Source organism: Bradyrhizobium sp. URHA0013, assembly GCF_000518345.1.
Lineage (GTDB): Bacteria > Pseudomonadota > Alphaproteobacteria > Rhizobiales > Xanthobacteraceae > Bradyrhizobium.
The window spans coordinates 552,820-572,682 of the sequence record NZ_KI912426.1; the positions used below are offsets into that span (position 1 = coordinate 552,820).

19 protein-coding genes and 1 pseudogene are annotated in these 19,863 nt (G+C 64.7%); 5 read left to right on the top strand and 15 right to left on the bottom strand.

What is annotated here, in order from left to right:
• Window positions 1-4: 4 nt before the first annotated feature.
• The 5 genes and pseudogenes from N551_RS0123215 to N551_RS0123235 form a co-directional block, all read right to left on the bottom strand.
• Window positions 5-1,228 (bottom strand): bifunctional alpha/beta hydrolase/OsmC family protein, encoded by a 1,224-nt coding sequence (locus tag N551_RS0123215; RefSeq protein WP_027568922.1) that lies wholly within the window; start codon window positions 1,226-1,228, stop codon window positions 5-7.
• Between the two features lie 26 nt (window positions 1,229-1,254).
• Complete coding sequence (locus N551_RS0123220; protein ID WP_027568923.1) at window positions 1,255-1,914, bottom strand: sulfite oxidase-like oxidoreductase; 660 nt, start codon at window positions 1,912-1,914, stop codon at window positions 1,255-1,257.
• A gap of 3 nt (window positions 1,915-1,917) precedes the next feature.
• Window positions 1,918-2,118 (bottom strand): annotated as a pseudogene (locus tag N551_RS37370) (alpha-ketoglutarate permease); the annotation flags it as partial.
• Window positions 2,119-2,242: 124 nt separating this feature from the next.
• On the bottom strand, window positions 2,243-3,466 hold the full coding sequence (locus N551_RS0123230) for a cytochrome P450 (RefSeq protein WP_027568924.1): 1,224 nt from the start codon (window positions 3,464-3,466) through the stop codon (window positions 2,243-2,245).
• Between the two features lie 54 nt (window positions 3,467-3,520).
• Window positions 3,521-3,730 carry a ferredoxin gene (locus N551_RS0123235; protein WP_027516766.1) on the bottom strand — a complete coding sequence of 70 codons (210 nt, stop codon included), beginning with the start codon at window positions 3,728-3,730 and terminating at the stop codon, window positions 3,521-3,523.
• 135 nt (window positions 3,731-3,865) lie between these two features.
• On the opposite strand from N551_RS0123235, the gene N551_RS0123240 reads away from it, so the two are divergent.
• Entirely contained in the window at window positions 3,866-4,513 is a 648-nt protein-coding gene (locus N551_RS0123240; protein ID WP_027568925.1) for a TetR/AcrR family transcriptional regulator, read from the top strand.
• On the opposite strand, the gene N551_RS0123245 is transcribed toward N551_RS0123240, so the two are convergent.
• The 4 genes from N551_RS0123245 to N551_RS0123260 all read right to left on the bottom strand — a co-directional run bounded on the left by N551_RS0123245 (window position 4,510) and on the right by N551_RS0123260 (window position 8,474).
• Window positions 4,510-5,160: an aspartate/glutamate racemase family protein gene (locus tag N551_RS0123245; RefSeq protein ID WP_027568926.1), complete on the bottom strand. Its 651-nt coding sequence runs from the start codon at window positions 5,158-5,160 to the stop codon at window positions 4,510-4,512. The two genes, N551_RS0123240 and N551_RS0123245, sit on opposite strands and share 4 nt — an antisense overlap.
• Before the next feature lie 62 nt (window positions 5,161-5,222).
• Entirely contained in the window at window positions 5,223-6,236 is a 1,014-nt protein-coding gene (locus tag N551_RS0123250; RefSeq protein WP_027568927.1) for an amino acid ABC transporter substrate-binding protein, read from the bottom strand.
• A gap of 12 nt (window positions 6,237-6,248) precedes the next feature.
• Window positions 6,249-7,598: an aspartate aminotransferase family protein gene (locus tag N551_RS0123255; protein ID WP_027568928.1), complete on the bottom strand. Its 1,350-nt coding sequence runs from the start codon at window positions 7,596-7,598 to the stop codon at window positions 6,249-6,251.
• 3 nt (window positions 7,599-7,601) lie between these two features.
• Window positions 7,602-8,474 carry a MurR/RpiR family transcriptional regulator gene (locus N551_RS0123260; RefSeq protein ID WP_027568929.1) on the bottom strand — a complete coding sequence of 291 codons (873 nt, stop codon included), beginning with the start codon at window positions 8,472-8,474 and terminating at the stop codon, window positions 7,602-7,604.
• 86 nt (window positions 8,475-8,560) lie between these two features.
• On the opposite strand from N551_RS0123260, the gene N551_RS0123265 reads away from it, so the two are divergent.
• Both N551_RS0123265 and N551_RS0123270 read left to right on the top strand, forming a co-directional pair.
• On the top strand, window positions 8,561-9,748 hold the full coding sequence (locus tag N551_RS0123265) for an amino acid ABC transporter permease (protein ID WP_027568930.1): 1,188 nt from the start codon (window positions 8,561-8,563) through the stop codon (window positions 9,746-9,748).
• Between the two features lie 2 nt (window positions 9,749-9,750).
• Window positions 9,751-10,857 carry an amino acid ABC transporter permease gene (locus N551_RS0123270; RefSeq protein ID WP_027568931.1) on the top strand — a complete coding sequence of 369 codons (1,107 nt, stop codon included), beginning with the start codon at window positions 9,751-9,753 and terminating at the stop codon, window positions 10,855-10,857.
• A 70-nt stretch (window positions 10,858-10,927) separates the two neighbouring features.
• Here N551_RS0123270 and N551_RS0123275 read toward each other — a convergent pair whose 3' ends face one another.
• Both N551_RS0123275 and N551_RS0123280 read right to left on the bottom strand, forming a co-directional pair.
• Window positions 10,928-12,346, bottom strand: a complete 1,419-nt coding sequence (locus tag N551_RS0123275) for an amidase (protein ID WP_027568932.1) — start codon at window positions 12,344-12,346, stop codon at window positions 10,928-10,930.
• A gap of 126 nt (window positions 12,347-12,472) precedes the next feature.
• Entirely contained in the window at window positions 12,473-13,249 is a 777-nt protein-coding gene (locus tag N551_RS0123280; protein WP_027568933.1) for an SDR family oxidoreductase, read from the bottom strand.
• Window positions 13,250-13,406: 157 nt separating this feature from the next.
• Here N551_RS0123280 and N551_RS0123285 point away from each other — a divergent pair, with 157 nt between their 5' ends.
• Window positions 13,407-14,480: a tartrate dehydrogenase gene (locus N551_RS0123285; protein WP_027568934.1), complete on the top strand. Its 1,074-nt coding sequence runs from the start codon at window positions 13,407-13,409 to the stop codon at window positions 14,478-14,480.
• Window positions 14,481-14,679: 199 nt separating this feature from the next.
• On the opposite strand, the gene N551_RS0123290 is transcribed toward N551_RS0123285, so the two are convergent.
• Genes N551_RS0123290 through N551_RS0123305 form a run of 4 tightly spaced genes read right to left on the bottom strand, consistent with a single transcriptional unit; the run spans window position 14,680 to window position 18,891 of the window.
• Window positions 14,680-15,753: a malate/lactate/ureidoglycolate dehydrogenase gene (locus N551_RS0123290; protein ID WP_027568935.1), complete on the bottom strand. Its 1,074-nt coding sequence runs from the start codon at window positions 15,751-15,753 to the stop codon at window positions 14,680-14,682.
• 11 nt (window positions 15,754-15,764) lie between these two features.
• The gene (locus tag N551_RS0123295; RefSeq protein ID WP_027568936.1) at window positions 15,765-16,676 is read right to left on the bottom strand and encodes an NAD(P)-dependent oxidoreductase; all 912 of its coding nucleotides are present in this window, start codon (window positions 16,674-16,676) and stop codon (window positions 15,765-15,767) included.
• A 14-nt stretch (window positions 16,677-16,690) separates the two neighbouring features.
• Window positions 16,691-17,941, bottom strand: coding sequence for a Zn-dependent hydrolase (locus N551_RS0123300; protein ID WP_027568937.1), 1,251 nt, complete (start codon window positions 17,939-17,941; stop codon window positions 16,691-16,693).
• Window positions 17,942-17,973: 32 nt separating this feature from the next.
• On the bottom strand, window positions 17,974-18,891 hold the full coding sequence (locus N551_RS0123305) for a LysR family transcriptional regulator (protein WP_027568938.1): 918 nt from the start codon (window positions 18,889-18,891) through the stop codon (window positions 17,974-17,976).
• A gap of 120 nt (window positions 18,892-19,011) precedes the next feature.
• On the opposite strand from N551_RS0123305, the gene N551_RS0123310 reads away from it, so the two are divergent.
• Entirely contained in the window at window positions 19,012-19,827 is an 816-nt protein-coding gene (locus N551_RS0123310; protein ID WP_027568939.1) for a putative hydro-lyase, read from the top strand.
• Window positions 19,828-19,863 lie beyond the last annotated feature (36 nt).

Genomic DNA, 19,863 nt, shown 5'->3' on the forward strand with positions numbered 1-19,863 from the left:
CGCGCTAATCCACGGCCCTGGTCACGATCCGGATTTCCGAGGTCAGCGTCCGGTGCACCGGGCACTTGTCGGCGATCTCCATCAATTTCTTGCGCTGCTCGGGATCGAGCGCGCCGTCCATCGCGATGTCGCGCTCGATCTGGTCGAGCATGCCGTCGCGCGTCTCGCATTCCGCGCAGTCTTTCGCATAGATCTTAGAATGCTTCAGTGAGACGGTGACACGATCGAGCGGCAGCGACTTGCGGTCGGCGTAGAGGCGCATGGTCATGGAGGTGCAGGCCCCGAGGCCAGCGAGCAGAAGATCATAAGGACCAGGGCCGGCATCCTCGCCGCCAGCGGCGACCGGTTCATCCGCGATCAGGCGATGCGGACCGACAGAGATGACCTGGTTGAACTTGCTCTTGCGGGTCTCCTGCACCACGACCCGGCGCGGCGCCTCGGGAAGATCCATCGCCTTCGCCGGTTTGGCTGTGTCGATGTACCGGCTTGCCCAGGCCGCGATCATGTCGGCCGCGTAGAGCGCATCGGCCGGCTTGGTCAGGAGATGATCGGCATGATCGAGCGAGACGAAGCTCTTGGGATGCCGGGCGGAGACGAAAAGCTTGGTCGCATTGTCGATGCCGACGGTATCGTCGACTGGAGAATGCATGACCAACAGCGCCTTGTGCAGGCCGGTGACGTCCTTCATCAGCTCGTGCTCGGCGATGTCGTCGAGGAATTCGCGCTTGATCCGGAACGGGCGTCCCGCAAGCGAGACTTCGACCTCACCTTGGGTGCGAATGTCGTCGAGATGCGCTTTGAACAGGCCGGTGACGTGGGCGGGATCGGATGGTGCCGCGATGGTCGCAACCGCCTTGGCCTCCGGGATGCGTCCGGCCGCCGCGAGGATCGCGGCGCCGCCGAGGCTGTGACCGATGAGGATCGACGGCGCCTTGCGGACGCTACGCAGATGATCGGCGGCGTGCACGAGATCGGCGACGTTGGAGGAAAACGTCGAATTGGCGAAATCCCCTTCACTGGAGCCGAGCCCGGTAAAGTCGAAGCGCAGCACCGCGATGCCCTTGGCGGCCAGCGCGACCGAGATGCGCTTGGCGGCCAGCGTGTCCTTGCCGCAAGTGAAGCAATGCGCGAACAGCGCGAAGGCCGCCGGCTCGCCGTCGGGTAGCTCCAGCGCGGCCGAAAGTTGATGGCCGCCTTCGCCCGTGAATTGAAAGCGCTCTGTCCGCATGGGCTTCCCCCCGTCCTTGCTTGAACCTATTCGCCCGAATAGCGCTGCTCTGCCCAGGGATCGCCGCGATTATGATAGCCGCGGACTTCCCAGAAGCCCGGCGCGTCCTCGGTCAGGAACTCGATGGCCTGGAGCCATTTGGCGCTCTTCCAGAAATACAGATGCGGCACCACCAGCCGCACCGGGCCGCCATGTTCGTCCGACAATGGCTCACCGGACCAGCTATGGGCGAGCAATGCATCCTCGGCTGCAAAGTCGTCCAGCGCGAGGTTGGTGGTGTAGCCGTCATGGGAATGCAGCACGACGAAGCGCGCGTCCTCGCGCGGCTGGCAGGCCGCGAGCAGCTCGCGCGTAGCGAGCCCCTCCCACTCATTGTCGTAGCGCGACCAGGTCGTGACGCAGTGGATGTCGGAGGTGAACCGCGCCTGCTTCTGAGCGGCGAACTCGGCAAAGGTCCAGAACACGGGGGTCTCGATTGCGCCGTAGACGTCGAGCCGCCAGCGCTCACGCGAAACCGGCGGCACGACGCCGAGATCGAGCACCGGCCAGTCTTTTGTCAGATGCTGGCCGGGCGGCAGGCGCTGATCTTCCGGGCGCGTGATCTTGCCGGTCAAAAAGCGGCCTTCGCGCGCCCATTTTTCCTTCGTGCGCGTCAGCTTGCTGTCGGATGGCGTCTCGTCGGTCATGAGCTACTCGTGCCGGTGCATCGCGGAGGCATGCTTGGTGCTGCGCATGGAGGAATAGATGATCAGCGACAGGCAGATGATACCAGCGAGATAGTAGTAGAACCACTCCTCATGCCCGATGCTCTTGAAATAGAGCGCGATTGCCGGCGCCGTGCCTCCGAACACCGAGACGGTGATCGCATAGGGCAGGCCTACGCCGAGGTTGCCGATCGAGCCGATGAAGGTCGCGTTGATCCGCGCTGGGCGCTGGCGATATCAAAATGCTCAGAGGCCGGTTTGAGCTTGTCTCAGTCACGTCCGGCCTCTCCGCATCGCTGTTTGGAGAGGTCTACATCGCCTTTCCAAGCAAAAATGGCAACTGGCGGGGACCTCTGACGGTTCCCTGTGACCAGGTCACCGTGCCCGCCGGATCGAGGGCGAAGTCCGGAATTCGCTTCAGCCATTCCTCCAACGCAACCTGCATCTCCATGCGCGCAAGGTTCGAGCCGACGCAGCGGTGGATACCGAGGCCGAAGGCGGCGTGGCGGTTCTCACGGCGGTCAATCACGACCTTGTCAGCATCCGGAAACATTTTCGGGTCACGGTTGGCGGCCGGGAAGGACAGCAGCACCATGTTGCCTGCCTTGACCGGGCAGCCGGAAATCGTGGTCTCCTTGACCACTTCGCGCGCCATCGTCACCGGCGAATAGGCGCGCAGCAGCTCCTCCACCGCGGTCGGGATCAGTCCGGGCTCGGCGACCAGGCGCTGGCGGTCGGCGGGCGTCCGGGCGAGGTGCCAGAGCGAGGAGCCGATCGCGCTCCAGGTGGTGTCGATGCCGGCGATCAGGAGCAGTCGCAGCGAGCCCAGCACGTGCGAATCCTCGAGCGGATTGCCCTCCTTGTCCCTGGCATTCATCAGGTAGGAAATGAGGTCGTCGGTCGGCTTGTTCTTGCGCGCTTCGATATGGGCGCTGAAATAGACGGTCATCTCTTGCACCGCCTGGAGCAGCGTGTTTTCGTCCTTGATGCCAAGTTCCAGGATCATGTGGATCCAGCGGATGAAGAGATCGCTGTCTGTCTCGGGGATGCCGAGCATGTGGGCGATCGCGCGAACCGGAATGTGCTTGGTGTAGCGCTCTGCCGCGTCCAGTCCGCCTTCAGTGATGAAACCGTCGATCAACTCGTTGCAGATCGCGCGCACCCGCGGTTCCAGCTTCTTCATCGCGTCCGGCGTGAACGGCGGCAGCAGCAATTGCTTGGCTGGCTTGTGCACCGGCGGATCGGACGTGATCGGCGGGGCGGAGTTTCTGCTGGTGATCTCCGGCCGAACGTCACGGACGATGATGCGGCGCGAGGAGAAATGCTCGCTGTCGTTGGCGATCTGGCGCACCGCTTCATAGGTCGTCGGCAGGTAGCAGCCGAGGAAGCGGTCGGTATGCACGACCGGGCTTGCGGCGCGCAGCTCGTCCCAGATCGGGAAAGGATCTTCCGTCCATTGCGGATCGGTGTGGTCGAAATCATGGACCCAGTCGGTCACGGGCGGATGGGCGGCGGGCTGGCTGACGTCGGACATCTCGAAATCCCTTGGGGCTCGTGTGCACGGAAGGCTCGCGGGGCAGCGGCTGCGCTACTCCTCGATCACGTCGATCGCGATTTCCGGACAATTGGATTTGGCGAGCCAGGCCTTGTCTTCGAGGCCGGATGGGACGGTGCCGTCGCCGGCTTCGTGGGCGTTGCCGTATTCGTCCAGCTCGAACAGCTCCGGCGCCAGCGCCTTGCAGCGCGCGTGCCCCTGGCATTTGTCCGGATCGACGCGAACCCTCAGTCGCTCTGTCATGGCGGCTTCCTCGGTCGTATGCGCTCCGGCCTGAAGGCGGCGCGCGCTCCCATCTGAGTTCTTATTCAAGTTATAGGATATTACATTCGCGGCGGACTTCCCCTGTCAAGCGCAAACTTATAGGCTCTGCGCAACATGCGTTCACAACTTTCCCGCAAGCCCGAGAACACCTACCACCATGGCGATCTCCGCGACGCCTTGATCAAGGCCGCGCTGCGCGAAGCCGAGCAGGGCGGGACGGAGGCGATCAGCATCAAGGCGCTGGCAAAGCAGCTGGGTGTCTCGCAGCCGGCGCCCTACCGGCATTTCGCCGATCGCGAGGCGCTGCTTGCGGCGGTGACGGCGGAGGCGTTCCGGCAGCTCAACGGGATCTTGCGGGCGGCGATGGCAAAGCCGTCGAAGCGGTCGAAGCTGTCGCTGTTGGCGCAGGCGACGCTGAATTTCGGCTTACGCCGCAATGGCATCTACCGCTTGATGTTCGCCTCTCGCACGGTGTCGTGTGCGGCGAAAGGTAGCAAGTTGCACGAAGCGACCCGCGAAACGTTTGCGCTCGTGATCGAGGCACTGGAAGCTCCGGCTGTTGATTACTTGCGCGAGCGGCAGGCGCTCAAGATCTGGGCGGCGATGCACGGCGTGGTGATGCTGGCTGAGCAGGGACTGTTCACCGGCGAGGCGGCTCATGCCACGCGCGAAGACCTGGTCGAGGACTTTGTCAGCGAAACCAAGGCAGCGCTTGCGGTGGCGATCAAGGGCGCACGGCGCCGGAAAAAGGCCGGCGCTTAAGCCCTCGCCGCCAACAGCTTCATCAGCTTCTCGACGGCGCTGTCGGGCGTGGTCACGACGGGGCGGCCGGTAGCTTCTGCCACGACGGGCGCCGTTGCCGCGATGCTGAACTGCGCGAGCGCGATGACGTCGCAATCGCGCAAATCGCGTGAGGCTTCCACGATCAGCCGGTCATGCGTAGCGCGGTCGCCGCGGTCCAGCGCGGCCAGCGCGCCTTCGGCTAGTTTCGGCACGACCTGGACGGAGGAAGGAAACTCCGGCGGCATCGAGGCCAGCGTCGGCGCGAAAGTCGAGAGCAGGCCGATACGCCGGCCCATCGTCACCGCCCGTTCGATCATGGCTTCGTTCGGCTTGAGCACCGGCATCGGCGCATGTGCGCGCGCAACCGCCTCGATGCAGGGACCGAACGCCGAGCAGGTGAACAGGATCGCATCAGCGCCTGTCACCGCGGCGTAGTGGCCGAGCGCAAGGAAGCGTTCGGTCATGGCATCATTGAGCCTGCCATCATGTGCCAGATCCGAGGACAGGCTGTCATCGAGCAGGTTCATCAGCCGCGCTTCCGGCCACGCGTTCGCGAACGCAGCTTCGATCGGGGCGATGGAATGCTTGAGGGCGTGGATCAGGGCGATGCGAAGGGACGTCGGCATTGAACGTTACCTGATGCAAGTTCGCGAGGCCCGGACGCAGCGCGTCCGGGACACGAGAGGCGTTACTTGAATGGCACCGCGTACATCAAGCCGCCCTTGCTCCAGAGGCCGTTGAGGCCGCGCTCGAGCTTGAGCGGGCTCGCCTTGCCGACATTGCGCTCGTAGATCTCGCCGTAATTGCCGGTAGCCTTGATGGCTGTGACCAGCCATTTGTTGTCGAGCCCGAGCCGCGAGCCGAGATCGCCGGAGGCACCGAGCAGGCGCTGGATCGCGGGCGTCTGCGACTTCGCCATCTCGTCGACATTGCCTTGTGTGACGCCGAGCTCTTCGGCCTCGATCAAGCCGTAATGCAGCCAGGTGATGATGTCGCTCCAGACCTCGTCGCCATTGCGGGTGAAGGGGCCGAGCGGCTCCTTGCTGATGGTCTGCGGCAGCACGACGTAGTCGGCCGCGTTCGGCGCCGCGGTCGTCACGGCGCCTGCGAGCGCGGAAGCGTCCTGGGTCATGGCATCGCAGCGTCCGCCGAAGAACGTCTGGTACATGGTGTCGACGCGGTCGAACACCAGCGGCTTCCAGTCGATGCCGTTGGCGCGGCCGTAATCGCCGAGCGTGACCTCATGCGTGGTGCCCTGCGCGACGCAGACGGTGGCGCCCTTGAGATCCTTAATCTCCTTCACGCCGAGGTCCTTCTTCACGACAAAGCCCTGGCCGTCGTAGAAGTTGACCGGTCCCTGCCGCAGGCCCAGCGTGACACCGCGCAGATAGGTCTGCGTCGAGTTGCGGTAGAGCACGTCGATCTCGCCGGACTGGAGCGCGGTGAAGCGGTTCTGCGCGGTCAGCGAGACGTAACGCACCTTGCTGGCATCGCCGAGCACGCCGGCGGCGAGCGCGCGGCAATAATCGACGTCGAGACCCTTGTAGTTGCCTTGCGAATCCGGCGCGGAGAAGCCGGCAAAACCGGCGCTAACGCCGCATATCAGCGTGCCGCGGCTCTTCACCGTGTCGAGCGTTGCCGCCGACGCGACCACCGTCGATGCCGCGAGCACGCCGGCTACGATAACCACTTTCCTCATCATGCTATTCTCTCCTCAGTGATTGACACGACGCAATACGTTGTCGACGGCGGTGCCGAGCTTGTCGACGATCAGGTCGATCTCCTCCGGCGAAGCGATATAGGGCGGCGCCAGCAGTACGTGGTCGCCACGGACGCCGTCCACGGTGCCGCCGCCGGGATAGCAGCCGAGACCGTTGGCGAAGGCCTCCGCCTTGATCTTCTGGTTCAGCTTCAGCGCGGGATCGAACGAGGTCCGGCTGGCGCGATCGGCGACGAGTTCGATCGCCCAGAACAGGCCGCGGCCCCTGATATCGCCGACATGACGGTGATTGCCGAATCGCTCGATGAGCCGCTGCTCGAGCTGCTTGCCGCGCTCCTTGACCCGGTCGAGCAGGCCGTCCTCGCGGATCACGTCCTGCACCGCGAGCGCAGCAGCGCAAGCGAGGGGATGCGCGAGATACGTGTGGCCGTGCAGGAAGGCGCCCGAACCTGAGCGGACTGTGTCGATGATCCTGCCACTGGCCAGCATCGCGCCGATCGGCTGGTAGCCGCCGCCGAGACCCTTGGCGATCGCCTGGATGTCGGGCGCCACGCCTTCCTGCTCCCAGGCGTGCGTGGTGCCGGTGCGGCCCATGCCGCTCATGACCTCGTCGAAAATGAGCAGCGCGCCGTGGCGGTCGCAGATCTCGCGCACCGCCTTGAAGTAGCCGTCCGGCGCCGTCACGGCACCTGCGGTGGCGCCGACGACGGGCTCTGCGAGGAACGCCGCCACCGTATTGGGACCGAGGCGCTGAAACTCGGCTTCGAGTTCGGCCGCGAGCCGGGCGACGAATTGCGCGTCGGATTCGCTCTCGTGCTTCTCGTGATAGGCGAAGGCCGGGGTCACATGGCTGAAGGCGTCGGAGAGCAGCGGCGCGTAGGGCGCGCGGCGGCAGGCATTGCCGCCCGCCGCGAGCGCGCCGAGCGTATTGCCGTGATAGCTCTGGCGCCGGGCGATGAAATGCTGCCGCTGCGGCTCGCCGCGCTCGATGAAAAATTGCCGCGCGAGCTTGATGCTGGCCTCGATCGCCTCCGACCCGCCGCTGACGAAATAGGCGTAGGCGAGGCCGCCGGGCTCATGGCCGACCAGCCTCTCCGCCAGCGCCTCCGCCGGCTCGGACGAGAAGAAGGATGTGTGGGCATAAGCGAGGGTCGAAGCCTGCTTCGTGATCGCTGCGATCACGCGCGGATGCTGGTGGCCGAGACAGGAGACCGCAGCTCCGCCGGAGGCGTCGATGATGCGGCGCCCGCCCTCGGCAAAGAGATAGACGCCTTCGCCGCCGATCGCCTTGGGCGGCGTTTCGCGCAGCGAGCGATGCAGCACGCGGCTGGTGCGAGCGACCATGGGTCAACCTTTCTCTGAAACGTAAGTTGAGGCCGCGGCCAGCCGCGCCTCCGTATTCTCCAGGCGCTTCTTCGCGGCCGTGCCGCCGAGCGAAAACGTCACGGCGGCGAGCGATTGCGCGATCGCAATGGCGCCGGTGAGGCTGGGGAAAAAGCCGGGAGAGGAGGCCGCCTCGAACAGCAGCACGTGGTCGGCGCCTTCGGCCATTGGCGCCGAAGGGCTATCGGCGATCGCGATCAGGGTGGCGCCGGCACGATAGGCGGCCTGCGCCACCCGGACGCTCGCATGGGTGTAGGGCATGAAGCCAATGACGATGACGGCTTCGCCGGGCCGGAACGCGCCGAGGTCGAGATCGTCGGGGCCGGACGTGCCGACGAGTTGCACCTGTTCGGGGCGAAACAGCCGGAGCTCATAGTTGAGCAGTTCCGCGACGCTGCGGCAGCTTCGGTAGCCGGTGATCCAGACCCGCTTGGCATCGTGGAGCGCGCGTGCCGCCTCCGCAATCGGCTGGGCCGGGATGCGCGGAAGGCCGGCGGCCTCGGCTTCCAGCTTGTCGGTGACGAGCGCGACATCGGCATTCGGGCCGTGGCGGCGGCTCCTGGCGCGGCCGGAGAAGGGCGCTGTCTGCGAGGGCCGTCGCGCCTCCGTCAGTGCCGCGCGCAATTCGTCCCAGCCCGAATAGCCGATCGCCTTGGCAAGCCGCGTGAAGGCGGCGGGATTGGCGCCGGCAACCGCTGCGAGATCGCGCATCGAACGCGTGGTGGCGTCGTAATCGTTGGCCGCGACGAAACGCCCGACCTCCTGCAACCGCATCGGAAGCGATGGCAATGCAATGCGCAGTTCGCTCAGCGGCGAGGATTTGGCGGGCTCGGCCATGAAACATTTGTTGCACGAAGTAGAGTTTGGTGCAACAGTTGACGTACGCTGCCGGAAATCGCCGTCTTGAGAAGGATTTTTGTGCTGTGACGTCAGACGCTCCGAGACCGCCGCCGCGCCGTCGCTTCTTCGGCGCTTTCGGACAACGCGAGCTGAAAGGCCTGTTCTGGCAGGCCCTGGTGGTGGGGATCGCAGTCGCGGTCATCGCCTTCCTCTGGTCCAACACGGTCACCAATCTCTCCGCGCGCCGCATCACGACCGGTTTTGCCTTCCTGGGCCGAGAGGCCGGCATGCCCATCGCCGACAGCCTGCTCGCCTATAATCCGAGAGACTCATATCTCTGGGCCTTCGTCGTCGGCATCGCCAACACCCTGCGCGTCGCCGTGATCGGAATCGTGCTTGCAACCATCCTGGGCACGGTGATCGGCATCTCGCGGCTGTCGGCCAACTGGCTGCTGTCGCGGCTCGCCGCGGTGTATGTCGAAACGCTCCGCGACATCCCGCTGCTGCTCCAGCTCCTGTTCTGGTACGTGCTGATGCAAGCGCTGCCGGCGGCGCGCGCGGCATGGCGGCCGATCGAGGGCGTGTTCCTGTCTAATCGCGGGCTGATCCTGCCGGCGATTCCGATCGGGACGCCGCAGCTTTGGGTGCTCGGCACGGCAGTGCTCGGGCTTGTGGTGTTCTATGTCATCCAGCGGCGGCTCATCGCGCAGCAAATGCGCGACGGCAGGCCGCGGCCGGCCTGGCCGTTTGGACTCGGGTTGCTCGTTGGGCTGCCTGCGGCGGTGTCCGTGCTGCTCGGCGTGCCCTGGACGATCGAATGGCCTGGGTTGCGCGGCTTCAACTTCGTCGGCGGGCTGACGCTCGCGCCGGAATATTTCGCGCTGCTGATCGCGCTCGTCACCTACACCTCGGCCTTCATCGCCGAGATCGTGCGCAGCGGCATCCAGTCGGTGCCGCGCGGCCAGTGGGACGCCGCCAATGCGCTCGGCCTGCGCCGCAGCTTCATGCTGCGGCAGATCATCCTGCCGCAGGCGCTGCGCGTCATCGTGCCGCCGATGACGAGCCAGTACCTCAACCTCACCAAGAACTCCTCGCTCGCGGTCGCGATCGGCTACCAGGACGTCGTCTCGGTCGCCAACACGACGCTGAACCAGACCGGGCAGGCGATCGAGGCTATTGCCTTGATCATGGCGGTGTTTCTCACGATCAGCCTCGGCATCAGCTTTTTCATGAACTGGTACAATTCGCGCATCGCGCTGGTGGAGCGCTGACCATGACGGCGATCGCCGACATTCCGGAAGCACCGCGCGCCGCCCGCCGCCCGCAAATTGGCAACCCGGTGCTGCGCTGGCTGCGCGCCAATTTGTTCTCGTCGATCCCGAACGGCATCCTCTCGGTCGCGTTGCTGGCAGTGCTCGCAAAGGGCCTTTTCAGCTTCGTGCAATGGGGCATCGCCAATGCGGTCTGGCTCACCCCGGCGAACGATTCCAGCGCCTGCCGCGCGGTACGCGGCGTCGGTGCATGCTGGGCGATCATCCCCGAAAAATACCGCTTCATCCTGTTCGGCACCTATCCGTTCGACGAGCAGTGGCGGCCGGCGCTGGCAGTATTGCTGTTCATCGCCCTGTTCTATCTCTCCACCCGCCGCGCCCTATGGCGGCGCGAGCTGGCCTATCTCTGGATCGCCGCTCTCGCGCTGATCAGCATGTTGATGTGGGGCGGCATACTCGGCCTGTCGTTCGTCTCGCAGGACCGCTGGGGCGGTTTGCCCGTGACGCTGATCCTGGCGACCTTTGGTCTGGCTTTTGGCTTCCCGCTCGGCATCCTGGTCGCACTCGGCCGGCGCTCAAAGCTGCCGGCGATCCGCTCGCTCAGCGTGCTCTATGTCGAACTGATCCGCGGCGTGCCGCTGGTCAGTCTGCTGTTTATGGCCAGCGTGATGTTTCCGCTGTTCATGCCGAACGGATTCAACATCGACAAGCTCCTGCGCGCGCAGGTCGCGATCATCCTGTTCGCGGGTGCCTATCTTGCCGAAGTCATTCGCGGTGGCCTCCAGGCCGTGCCGCGCGGGCAATACGAGGCCGCCGACGCGCTCGGCCTGTCCTACTGGCGCAAGAACCGGCTGATCGTCCTGCCGCAGGCGATCCGCCACGTCATCCCGCCGCTGGTCAACACCTTCATCGCCTTCTTCAAGGACACCAGCCTCGTCCTGATCATCGGTATCTTCGACTTGCTGACAACGGCCAAGACCGCGATCATCGATCCGGCGTGGCAGCAATTCTCCGTCGAGGTCTACATCTTCGTCGCCGGGATCTATTTTGTCTTCTGCTTCGCGATGTCGCGGTATAGCCGCAGCCTGGAGGCGACGAGCGGAAGGTGACTATCTCTCTTGTCCCGGCTCTGCAGCACACCGCTGAAGAAGCGCTGCGCCGCGTCCGGGACACGAGAGGCTAGTTCTTCACGCGCGGATCAATCGGTGTCGTGCCGCGCACGCCCAAAATATCCTCCAGCACCTTGGCGCCGGCGATCACATGCGCATCCGCGCGCGGAGCCCCGACGACCTGCAGGCCGACCGGAAGTCCCGATTCGGTGAAGCCGCACGGCAGCGACAGCGCGGGACAGCAGGCGAGCGTGATCGCATAGACGATGCCGAGCCACTCGACGTAATTGTCGAACTTCTTGCCGGCGCATTCGGCGACATAGCGATGCTCGATCGGGAAGGGCGGCACGATCGTGGTCGGTACCAGCAGCAGATCGTAGCTCTTGAAGAACTCGACCGCACGCGCGGTCATGCCGACGCGCTGCGCCTCGGCGCGTTCGAGCTGCTCGATCGTGAGCTTGAGGCCTTCCTCGATGTTCCAGATCACTTCGGGCTTGAGCAGGTCGCGCTTGGTGCGCAACAGATTGGCCTTGCTGATCGCAAAATCGAAGGCGCGCAACGTGTGGAAGCACTCGTGCGCCTCGCGCCAGTCCGGGTGCGCCTCCTCGACGATGGCGCCGGCTTCGGCAAAGCGTTCAGCCGCCTTGCGTGTGATCGCTTTGACTTCGGGATCGACCGGCGTAATGCCGAGATCGGGCGAGTAGGCGATGCGCTTCGGTTTCTTGCCTGATTGTGCCGCTGACAGGAATGAGGTCGCAGGCGCGGGAAGCGACAATGGATCGGCTGCATAGTCGCCACTCATGGCATCGAGCAGCAGCGCGAGATCCTCGACGTTGCGTGCCATCGGACCGACGACGCCGAGGTTACGATCGATGGCTGATTTTGGAGTATGTGCGACCCGGCCGATGCTCGGCCGCATGCCCACGACGCCACAGAAAGCTGCCGGGCTGCGCAGACTGCCGCCCATGTCGGAGCCTTGCGCAACCCAGGCCATGCCGGTGGCGAGCGCAACGGCCGCGCCGCCTGACGAGCCGGCTGCCGACTTGGACGTATCCCACGGATTGAGAGTTGCGCCGAACACCTCGTTGAAGGTGTTGGCGCCCGCGCCGAATTCCGGCGTGTTCGACTTGGCATAGATGACGGCGCCGTTGGCCTCGAGATTTTCGACCAGGATGTCGGACGTCGCCGGGATGTTGTCCTTGAAGATCGGCGAGCCCTGGGTGTTCAACACGCCTGCAACGTCGGTCAGGTCCTTGATCGGCACCGGCAGGGCTGCGAGCAGCCCGCGCGCGCCGGCCGGCTTCCGCATCAGCGCCTTTGCGCTATCCCGCGCGCGATCGAAGCACAGCGTCGGCAGCGCGTTGACCTTGCCATCGACTTCACCGATGCGCTTCTCCAGCACATCCAGGAGCTCCAGCGGCGACACGTCGCCGGACCGCAGCTTGTCGACGACGGTGCACGCGGTTTCGCGGATCAGGTCCTGAGACAACTATTTTGCTCCTGTGCTTGTTCTAGGCTCCGTCATTGCGAGGAACGAAGCGACGAGGCAATCCAGACTTTTGCCGCAGATACATTTCTGGATTGCATCGCTTCACTCGCAATGACGTGGACAGACTTAACCCCATCCCGCGCTGATGCCGCCGTCCACCGTGTAAATCACGCCTGACGTGTAGCCCGCGCGATCCGACGCCAGGAACGCCATGAGATCTCCGATCTCGCGCGCATGCGCAGGCCGGCCGAGCGGCAGGCTCTTCTGGAATTCCTTGTAGCGGCTTTCGTCGCCGAACTGGTGCTTTGCCCGGGTCTTCAGCAAGGTGACGTGACGGTCGGTGCCCACAGGACCGGGATTGATTCCGACGACGCGGATGTTGTCGGCGAGGCTCTTGCCCCCGAGCGCGCGGGTGAAGGCCATCAGCGCGGCATTGCCGGCGCTGCCGCAAATGTAGTTGGCGTCGAACTTCTCGCCGGCCGCGCCGATATCGTTGACGATCACGCCGCCGCCCTTCGCCTTCATCTGCGCATAGATCATGCGCGTGAGGTTGATGTAGCCGAACACTTTCAATTCCCAGGCGTGGCGCCAGGTCGCCTCGTCGATCTTGTCGATAGAGCCGCCGGGAATGTCGCCGGCATTGTTGACGAGGACGTCGATGTCGGCGGCTTCCTTGGCGAGCCGCGTCAAATCCTCGCTCTTGCGCAAATCGACGATGCTCGTGGCGGCATCGATCTGGTGCGCCGAGCGCAAGCGCTCGGCCAGAGCCTTGAGCTGATCGCCGTTGCGGGCGGCGAGGAGGAGATGGCAGCCTTCCTCGGCAAAGGCCTCGGCGGCAGCCGCGCCGATGCCCTTGGACGCGCCTGTGATCAGGACGCGCTTGCCACGCAGATGCAGATCCATGGGAGTTACTCGCAGGAGAGGAACGGGAATAAAATCAGTAGGCGGTCGGCCGCGCCATGGTCAACATTGCAGTGCAGCGTTGCACTGCCGCCGCGTTTGGTCCATTGCAGTGCGGTCAAAAAGGCGGCGGCTGCCGGAGCAATCAAGGACGTTCTCGATGAGCAAGAAACAATACCGGATCGCGGTCATTCCTGGCGACGGCATCGGCAAGGAAGTGATGCCCGAAGGTCTGCGCGTTCTGGAGACCGCGGCGAAGAAGCACGGGGTGTCCCTTCATTTCGATCATTTCGACTTCTCGTCCTGGGACTATTACGAGAAGCACGGGCAGATGATGCCGGACGATTGGAAGGATATGATCGGCAAGCACGACGCCATCTATTTCGGCGCGGTCGGCTGGCCGGCCAAGATTCCGGATCACGTCTCGCTCTGGGGCTCGTTGATCAAGTTCCGCCGCGAGTTCGATCAGTATGTGAATCTGCGCCCGGTACGGCTGATGCCGGGCGTGCCGTCGCCGCTGGCAAACCGCAAGCCCGGCGACATCGATTTCTGGGTGGTGCGCGAGAACACCGAGGGCGAATATTCCTCCGTCGGCGGCCGCATGTTCCCGGACACCGACCGTGAGTTCGTGACGCAGCAGACGGTGATGACCCGCATCGGCGTCGATCGCATCCTGAAGTTCGCGTTCGAGCTCGCGCAGTCGCGGCCGAAGAAGCACCTGACCTCAGCGACCAAGTCGAACGGCATCTCCATCACCATGCCCTATTGGGACGAGCGCGTGGAGGCGATGGCGAAGAAGTATCCAAGTGTGAAGTGGGACAAGTACCACATCGACATCCTGACCGCGAACTTCGTGCTGCATCCGGATTGGTTCGACGTCGTGGTCGGCTCCAATTTGTTCGGCGACATCCTGTCCGACCTCGGCCCGGCCTGCACCGGCACCATCGGCATCGCGCCGTCGGGCAACATCAACCCCGAGGGCAATTTCCCGTCGGTGTTCGAGCCGGTGCACGGCTCGGCGCCCGACATCGCGGGGCAGGGCATCGCCAATCCGATCGGCGCAATCTGGTCCGGCGCGATGATGCTCGAACATCTCGGCGAAAAGGAAGCCGGCAAGTCGATCGTCGATGCGATCGAGCGCACGCTGGCAGAGCGCACGCTCCGCACCAAGGATCTCGGCGGCAACGCCGACACCACGGCTTGCGGCAAGGCGGTCGCAGATATGGTGGATTAGAGCGCTGCTTTCCCTCCCCCCTTGTGGGGGAGGGTGGCTTCGATGCGAAGCATCGAAGACGGGTGAGGGGTTGTCTCCGCGGAGACAGACCTCTCAATTGTGCATTTCCCTTCGCGGAGAGAGACCCCTCATCCGGCGCTTCGCGCCACCTTCTCCCACAAGGGGAGAAGGGAAGAGCACCGTGCTCTGCTCCACCTCACTACCCCGCGATCTTCTCGATCGCCGCCTGATCCAGCCCGAACTTCTTCCCGGCCTCCAAGATCTCCTGCCAGGTGGTCGGATCGACCGGAATGCCTTCAGCCAGGCGCTTCTGTTTCGTCTCGCGCTCGGGCTCGCCGGCGATCTTCACCTTGTCGACGCCGACGGCGGGCGGTGAGCCGGTGTGCCAGGCGACGAAGCTCTCGACTTCGCGCGCGAGATTCTCCGCGGTGCCGAGCTTGGTCGGATCGATGATGATCGAGAGCATGCCGTTGAGGACGTTGTACTTGCCATCGGACGGGCCCTTGACCACCTGCCCGCCGGAGAGCGCGCCGCCGAGGATTTCGCACACAAGCGCGAGCCCCGACCCCTTGTGCTCGCCGAACGGCAAGATGGCGCCGTGCGGCGGGATCACGGTGTAGCGCGGGTTGGTGGTCGGCTTGCCCTCATTGTCGATGATGGTGCCGGGCTCGAGCTCGACGCCCTTGTTGTGGGCGACGCGGGTCTTGCCCTGCGCGATCCTGCTGGTGGCGAAGTCGAGCACGATGGGGTCCTTGCCCGCGCGCGGGATGCCGACGCAGAACGGGTTGGTGCCGTGGCGCCCATCGCTGCCGCCCCACGGCGCAACGATCGGGCGCGAGATCACGTTGACGAAGTGAATCGAGACCAGTCCGTGGTCGATGCACTGCTCGGCCCAGTGGCCGATCCGGCCGATATGGTGCGAGTTCGAGAGGCCGACGAGGCACACGCCGTTGCGCTTGGCCCGCTCGGCAGCCAGCTCCATCGCTTCATGGCCGATCACCTGGCCGTAGCCGGTGAGACCGTCGAGGGTGAGCAGCGGACCGGTGTCGAGCACGATCTTGACGTGCTGGTTCACGGCGAGGCCGCCCGTGGTGACGCTCTGGACATAGCGCGGGATCATGCCGACGCCGTGGGAGTCGTGTCCCTTGAGATTGGCTTCGACCAGATTGGTGGATACGAGCTCGGCCTCGCGGTCCGTGGAGCCGCCGGCCTTGACGATGGCACTGATGGCTTCGATGAGCGGCTGTGCCTTGATGGTGCGATAGTCGGCCATTGTTGGTGCTCTTATCCCTTTACGATTCTGCGGCAGTGCTCCCACGCCGCATGAATGAGGTTCTCGCTCGCCTCGGGGGTCCGGAACGCCGAATGCGCCGACAACGTCACGTTCGGCAGTTTTGTCAGCGGATGATCGCCGGGCAGGGGCTCGATGTTGAAGACGTCGAGGCCGGCATGGCGGATGTGGCCCGACTTCAGCGCGTTGATCATGGCGGCCTCGTCGACGATTGCGGCGCGGGCGGTGTTGACGAGGATGACGCCCGGCTTCATCTTCGCGATCATCTCGCGGGTGATCATGCCGCGCGTTTCGTCGTTGAGCAGCAGATGCAGCGATACGACGTCTGCTCTGGCCAACACCGTGTCGAGATCGGCGAATTCCACGCCCGGATAGCTCTTCGGCGAGCGGTTCCAGGCGATCACCTTCATGCCGCTGCCTGAGGCGATGCGCGCGACTTCCGCGGCAATGCCGCCGAAGCCGATCAGGCCGAGCGTCTTGCCGGTGAGCTGCATGCCGTCTTCGCGCAGCCAGTTTCCGCCGCGCATCTCTCGGTCCATCATCGCGATGACGCGGGCCGAAGCCCACATCAGCGCGATCGCGCATTCCGCGACCGCCGTGTCGCCATAGCCCTTGATCAGGTGCACGGAGATGCCGAGCTCAGCGAGCTCCTCCGGGTTCATGTAACTGCGTGCACCGGTGCCGAGGAACACGACATGTTTCAGCCCCGCGCACTTCTTTGCGACATCGGTCGGCAGCGCGGTATGGTCGACGATCGCGATCTCGGCGCCGTCGAGAATTTCAGGATATTGCTCGGGCTTGATGTCGGGATCCCTGTGGATCCGCACCTTGGGATCGCCGGGCTGCTCCAGGCGCTCCATGATCACGGCCAGGGCTTCGTTGGCGTCGACGAAAACTCCGCGCATGACTCTCTCTCCGGTCAGGATGCGACGCCGGCGATCGCCAGCACCGTGTGCATGAGGACATTGGTGCCCGCGGCGCAATCGGCCTGCGTGGCGTCTTCCAGCTCGTTGTGGCTGATGCCGTCCTTGCAGGGCACGAACACCATTGCGGCCGGCATGATTGTGTTGAGATTGCAGGCGTCGTGGCCGGCGCCGGAGGTGATGCGGCGAGAGGAGTAGCCGAGCGTCTTCGCCGCGTTCTCGACGGCCGCAATCAACTTGGGATCGAAATGCGTCGGCGGCTTGCGCCAGACCAGGTCGATCTTCACCTCGACCTTGCGGCGTGCGGCGATCTCGGCAATCGCGCTGCGCAGATCGCGATCGAGCGCATCCATGATCGCGCCATCTGCACTGCGGCAATCCATCGTGAAGGCGATCTCGCCGGGAATGACGTTGCGCGACGGGTTTGCGATCACGGCCTCGCCGATGGTGCCGACTGCCTTCGGCCCGTGCTTGCTCGCAATGGCCTCCATCGCCAGCACGATCTCGGACAGCGTCGCCAGCGCGTCGCGCCGCAGCGGCATCGGCGTCGACCCGGCATGGCTCTCGAAGCCGGAAATCTTGCCGTCGTACCAAAGTACGCCCTGGCCGGAATCGACGACACCGATGGTCTTGCCTTCGGCTTCCAGGATCGGGCCCTGCTCAATGTGCAACTCGACGAAACAGCCGAGCTTCTGGAAACCGACCGGCTTGTCGCCGCGATAACCGATGCTGTCGAGCGCCTGGCCGACGGTGGTGCCGTCGGCGTCCTTGCGCGACAGGATGTCGTCGGTGGTGAAGTCGCCGACATAGGCGGCGGAGGCCATCATCGCGGGAGCGAAGCGCGAACCCTCTTCGTTGGTCCAGTTGACGACGCAGATCGGCGCCTCGGTCTCAATGCGGGCGTCGTTCAACGTGCGGATCACTTCCAGTGCTCCGAGCGTTCCCACAATGCCGTCATACTTGCCGCCGGTGGGTTGCGTGTCGAGATGCGAGCCGATGCCGACAGGCGGCTTCGACATGTCGCGTCCCTTGCGCAGGCCGAACTGCGAACCGAGCGCATCGGTGTGCACCTCTAAGCCGGCGTCCTCGCAGGCCTTGCGGAACCAGTCGCGCACCAGCTTGTCCTCCGCGCTCAGCGTCAGCCGCCGCACGCCGCCCTTGGCCGTCGCGCCGAACTGCGCGGTCTCGTGGATGGAGCCCCAGAGGCGGGCGGAATCGATTTGCAAATTGGTGGCGGCTCGGCTCATGCGGTCAGTCTCTCATTTGTCCGGCGCCTGTTTCAATGACGCGCCGGCGCGGGCGCGTCAACTGTAAGGCTGCCCTGCGCAATCTGACATGCAAGCTCTGCGACCCGCTCCACCGCCACGACGTCGGGCGAGGCGAGCCAGCTGGCGGTGAATGTCAGCGGCGCGATTTTGAGATCGGTGTCGAGCAGTTGCAGCCGCCCGTCTGCGAGCTCGCTCTCGACGATGGCGTCGGGGATCACGGCGATGCCGAGGCCCTCGACCGCCATGTGAATCACGGTCGCAAGCGAGGCGGAGGCGTGCAGCCGGATCGGCGGAAGCTCCGGCCGGTCGAACACTTCGCGCACGACCTCGTAGGGCCGCGTCTTCCGCGGAAATGTAATGATCGGAAACCGGGCGAGCTCGGCCCGGGTGACCGGCCCATGGCCGAGGCCGAGCGAGGGGCTGGCGAGAAATCCGATCGGATAGTCGGCGAGAACGCGATTGTGCACCCCGGAGGCCGAGAGCGGACCCACGACGAAAGCAAGTTCGATCTCCTGCGCAAGCAGGCGCGCGGTCAGGTTCGGCGTGATGTCGACCTCGATCTCCAGCGACAGGTTCGGGTAGACTTCGTTCATGCTCTTCACCAGCCTCGGCAGCCAAGTGTGCACGATGGTCTCGGCGACGCCGAGCCGCATCACGCCGCGCATCGCGGAGCGATCGCCGATCTCGGCGATCATCGCGGCCCGCAGGCCGATCAGCTTCTCCGCGTAGACCATCATCTGCCGGCCGCTCGGCGTCGGCGAGGCCACGCGGTGGTCGCGATTCAGGAGCTTCACCCCCATCTCGCGCTCGAGCTGGGCGATGCGCTGGGAGATCGCCGGCTGGGTCGTGTTGAGGCGTGCTGCGGCGCCGCGAAAGCTGCCGAGCTTCACAACCCAAAGGAACGTCTCGATCGATCTGAAGTCCAGCATTGGAAGGATTTTCCCGTTCGATAAATGAAATTTATCGATATTGATTAGAAAGGAAGATTAGACTTTATAGCACGCGTGGTGTTGGCTTGTCTTTGTCGAGTTTATAGGCAGGTCGATCCCATGACTGTTTTGGTGGCAGTGCAGCAAACTGAAACGCCCGACACGCTCCCGAGCCGCAAGGCGCGGCTTGCCTACCGCGAGGGGCTGGTCGCCTCCACCGCCGGCGTTGCCCCCGGCTTCGTCCAGGGCAATCTGGCGATCCTGCCGGCGGAATATGCCGGCGCCTTTCACCGCTTCTGCCAGCTCAATCCCAAGCCGTGCCCCATCATCGGCATGTCCGATGTGGGCAGTCCGCACATCCCGGCGCTGGGCGCCGATCTCGACATCCGCACCGACGTGCCGCGCTACCGCGTCTGGCGCGACGGCGAGATCGTGGACGAGCCGACCAATGTGACAAAGCATTGGCGCGACGATCTCGTGACCTTCGTGCTCGGCTGCTCGTTCTCGTTCGAAGAGGCGCTGCTCGACGAGGGCATGCCGATCCGCCACATCGAGCACAATGTGCGCGTGCCGATGTATCGCACCAGCATCGCTTGCGGCGAGTCCGGTCCCTTCGCCGGTCCCATGGTGGTGTCGATGCGTCCGTTCAAGCCGGCGGATGCGATCCGCGCGGTGCAGATCACCTCGCGCTATCCGGCCGTGCACGGCGCGCCCGTGCATCTCGGCCATCCGCACCTGATCGGTATCAAGGACATCGCCAAGCCCGATTACGGCGATCCGGTGCCGGTCGCCGACGACGAGATCCCGGTGTTCTGGGCCTGCGGCGTGACACCGCAATCGGTCATCAACGCTGCCAAGCTGCCGTTCGCGATCACGCATTCGCCCGGCCTGATGCTGGTGACGGATCTCAAGAACAGGACCATGGCCGTGATTTAGTGGGCAGCGTTTGCTGCTTCTTCGAGCTTTACCGCA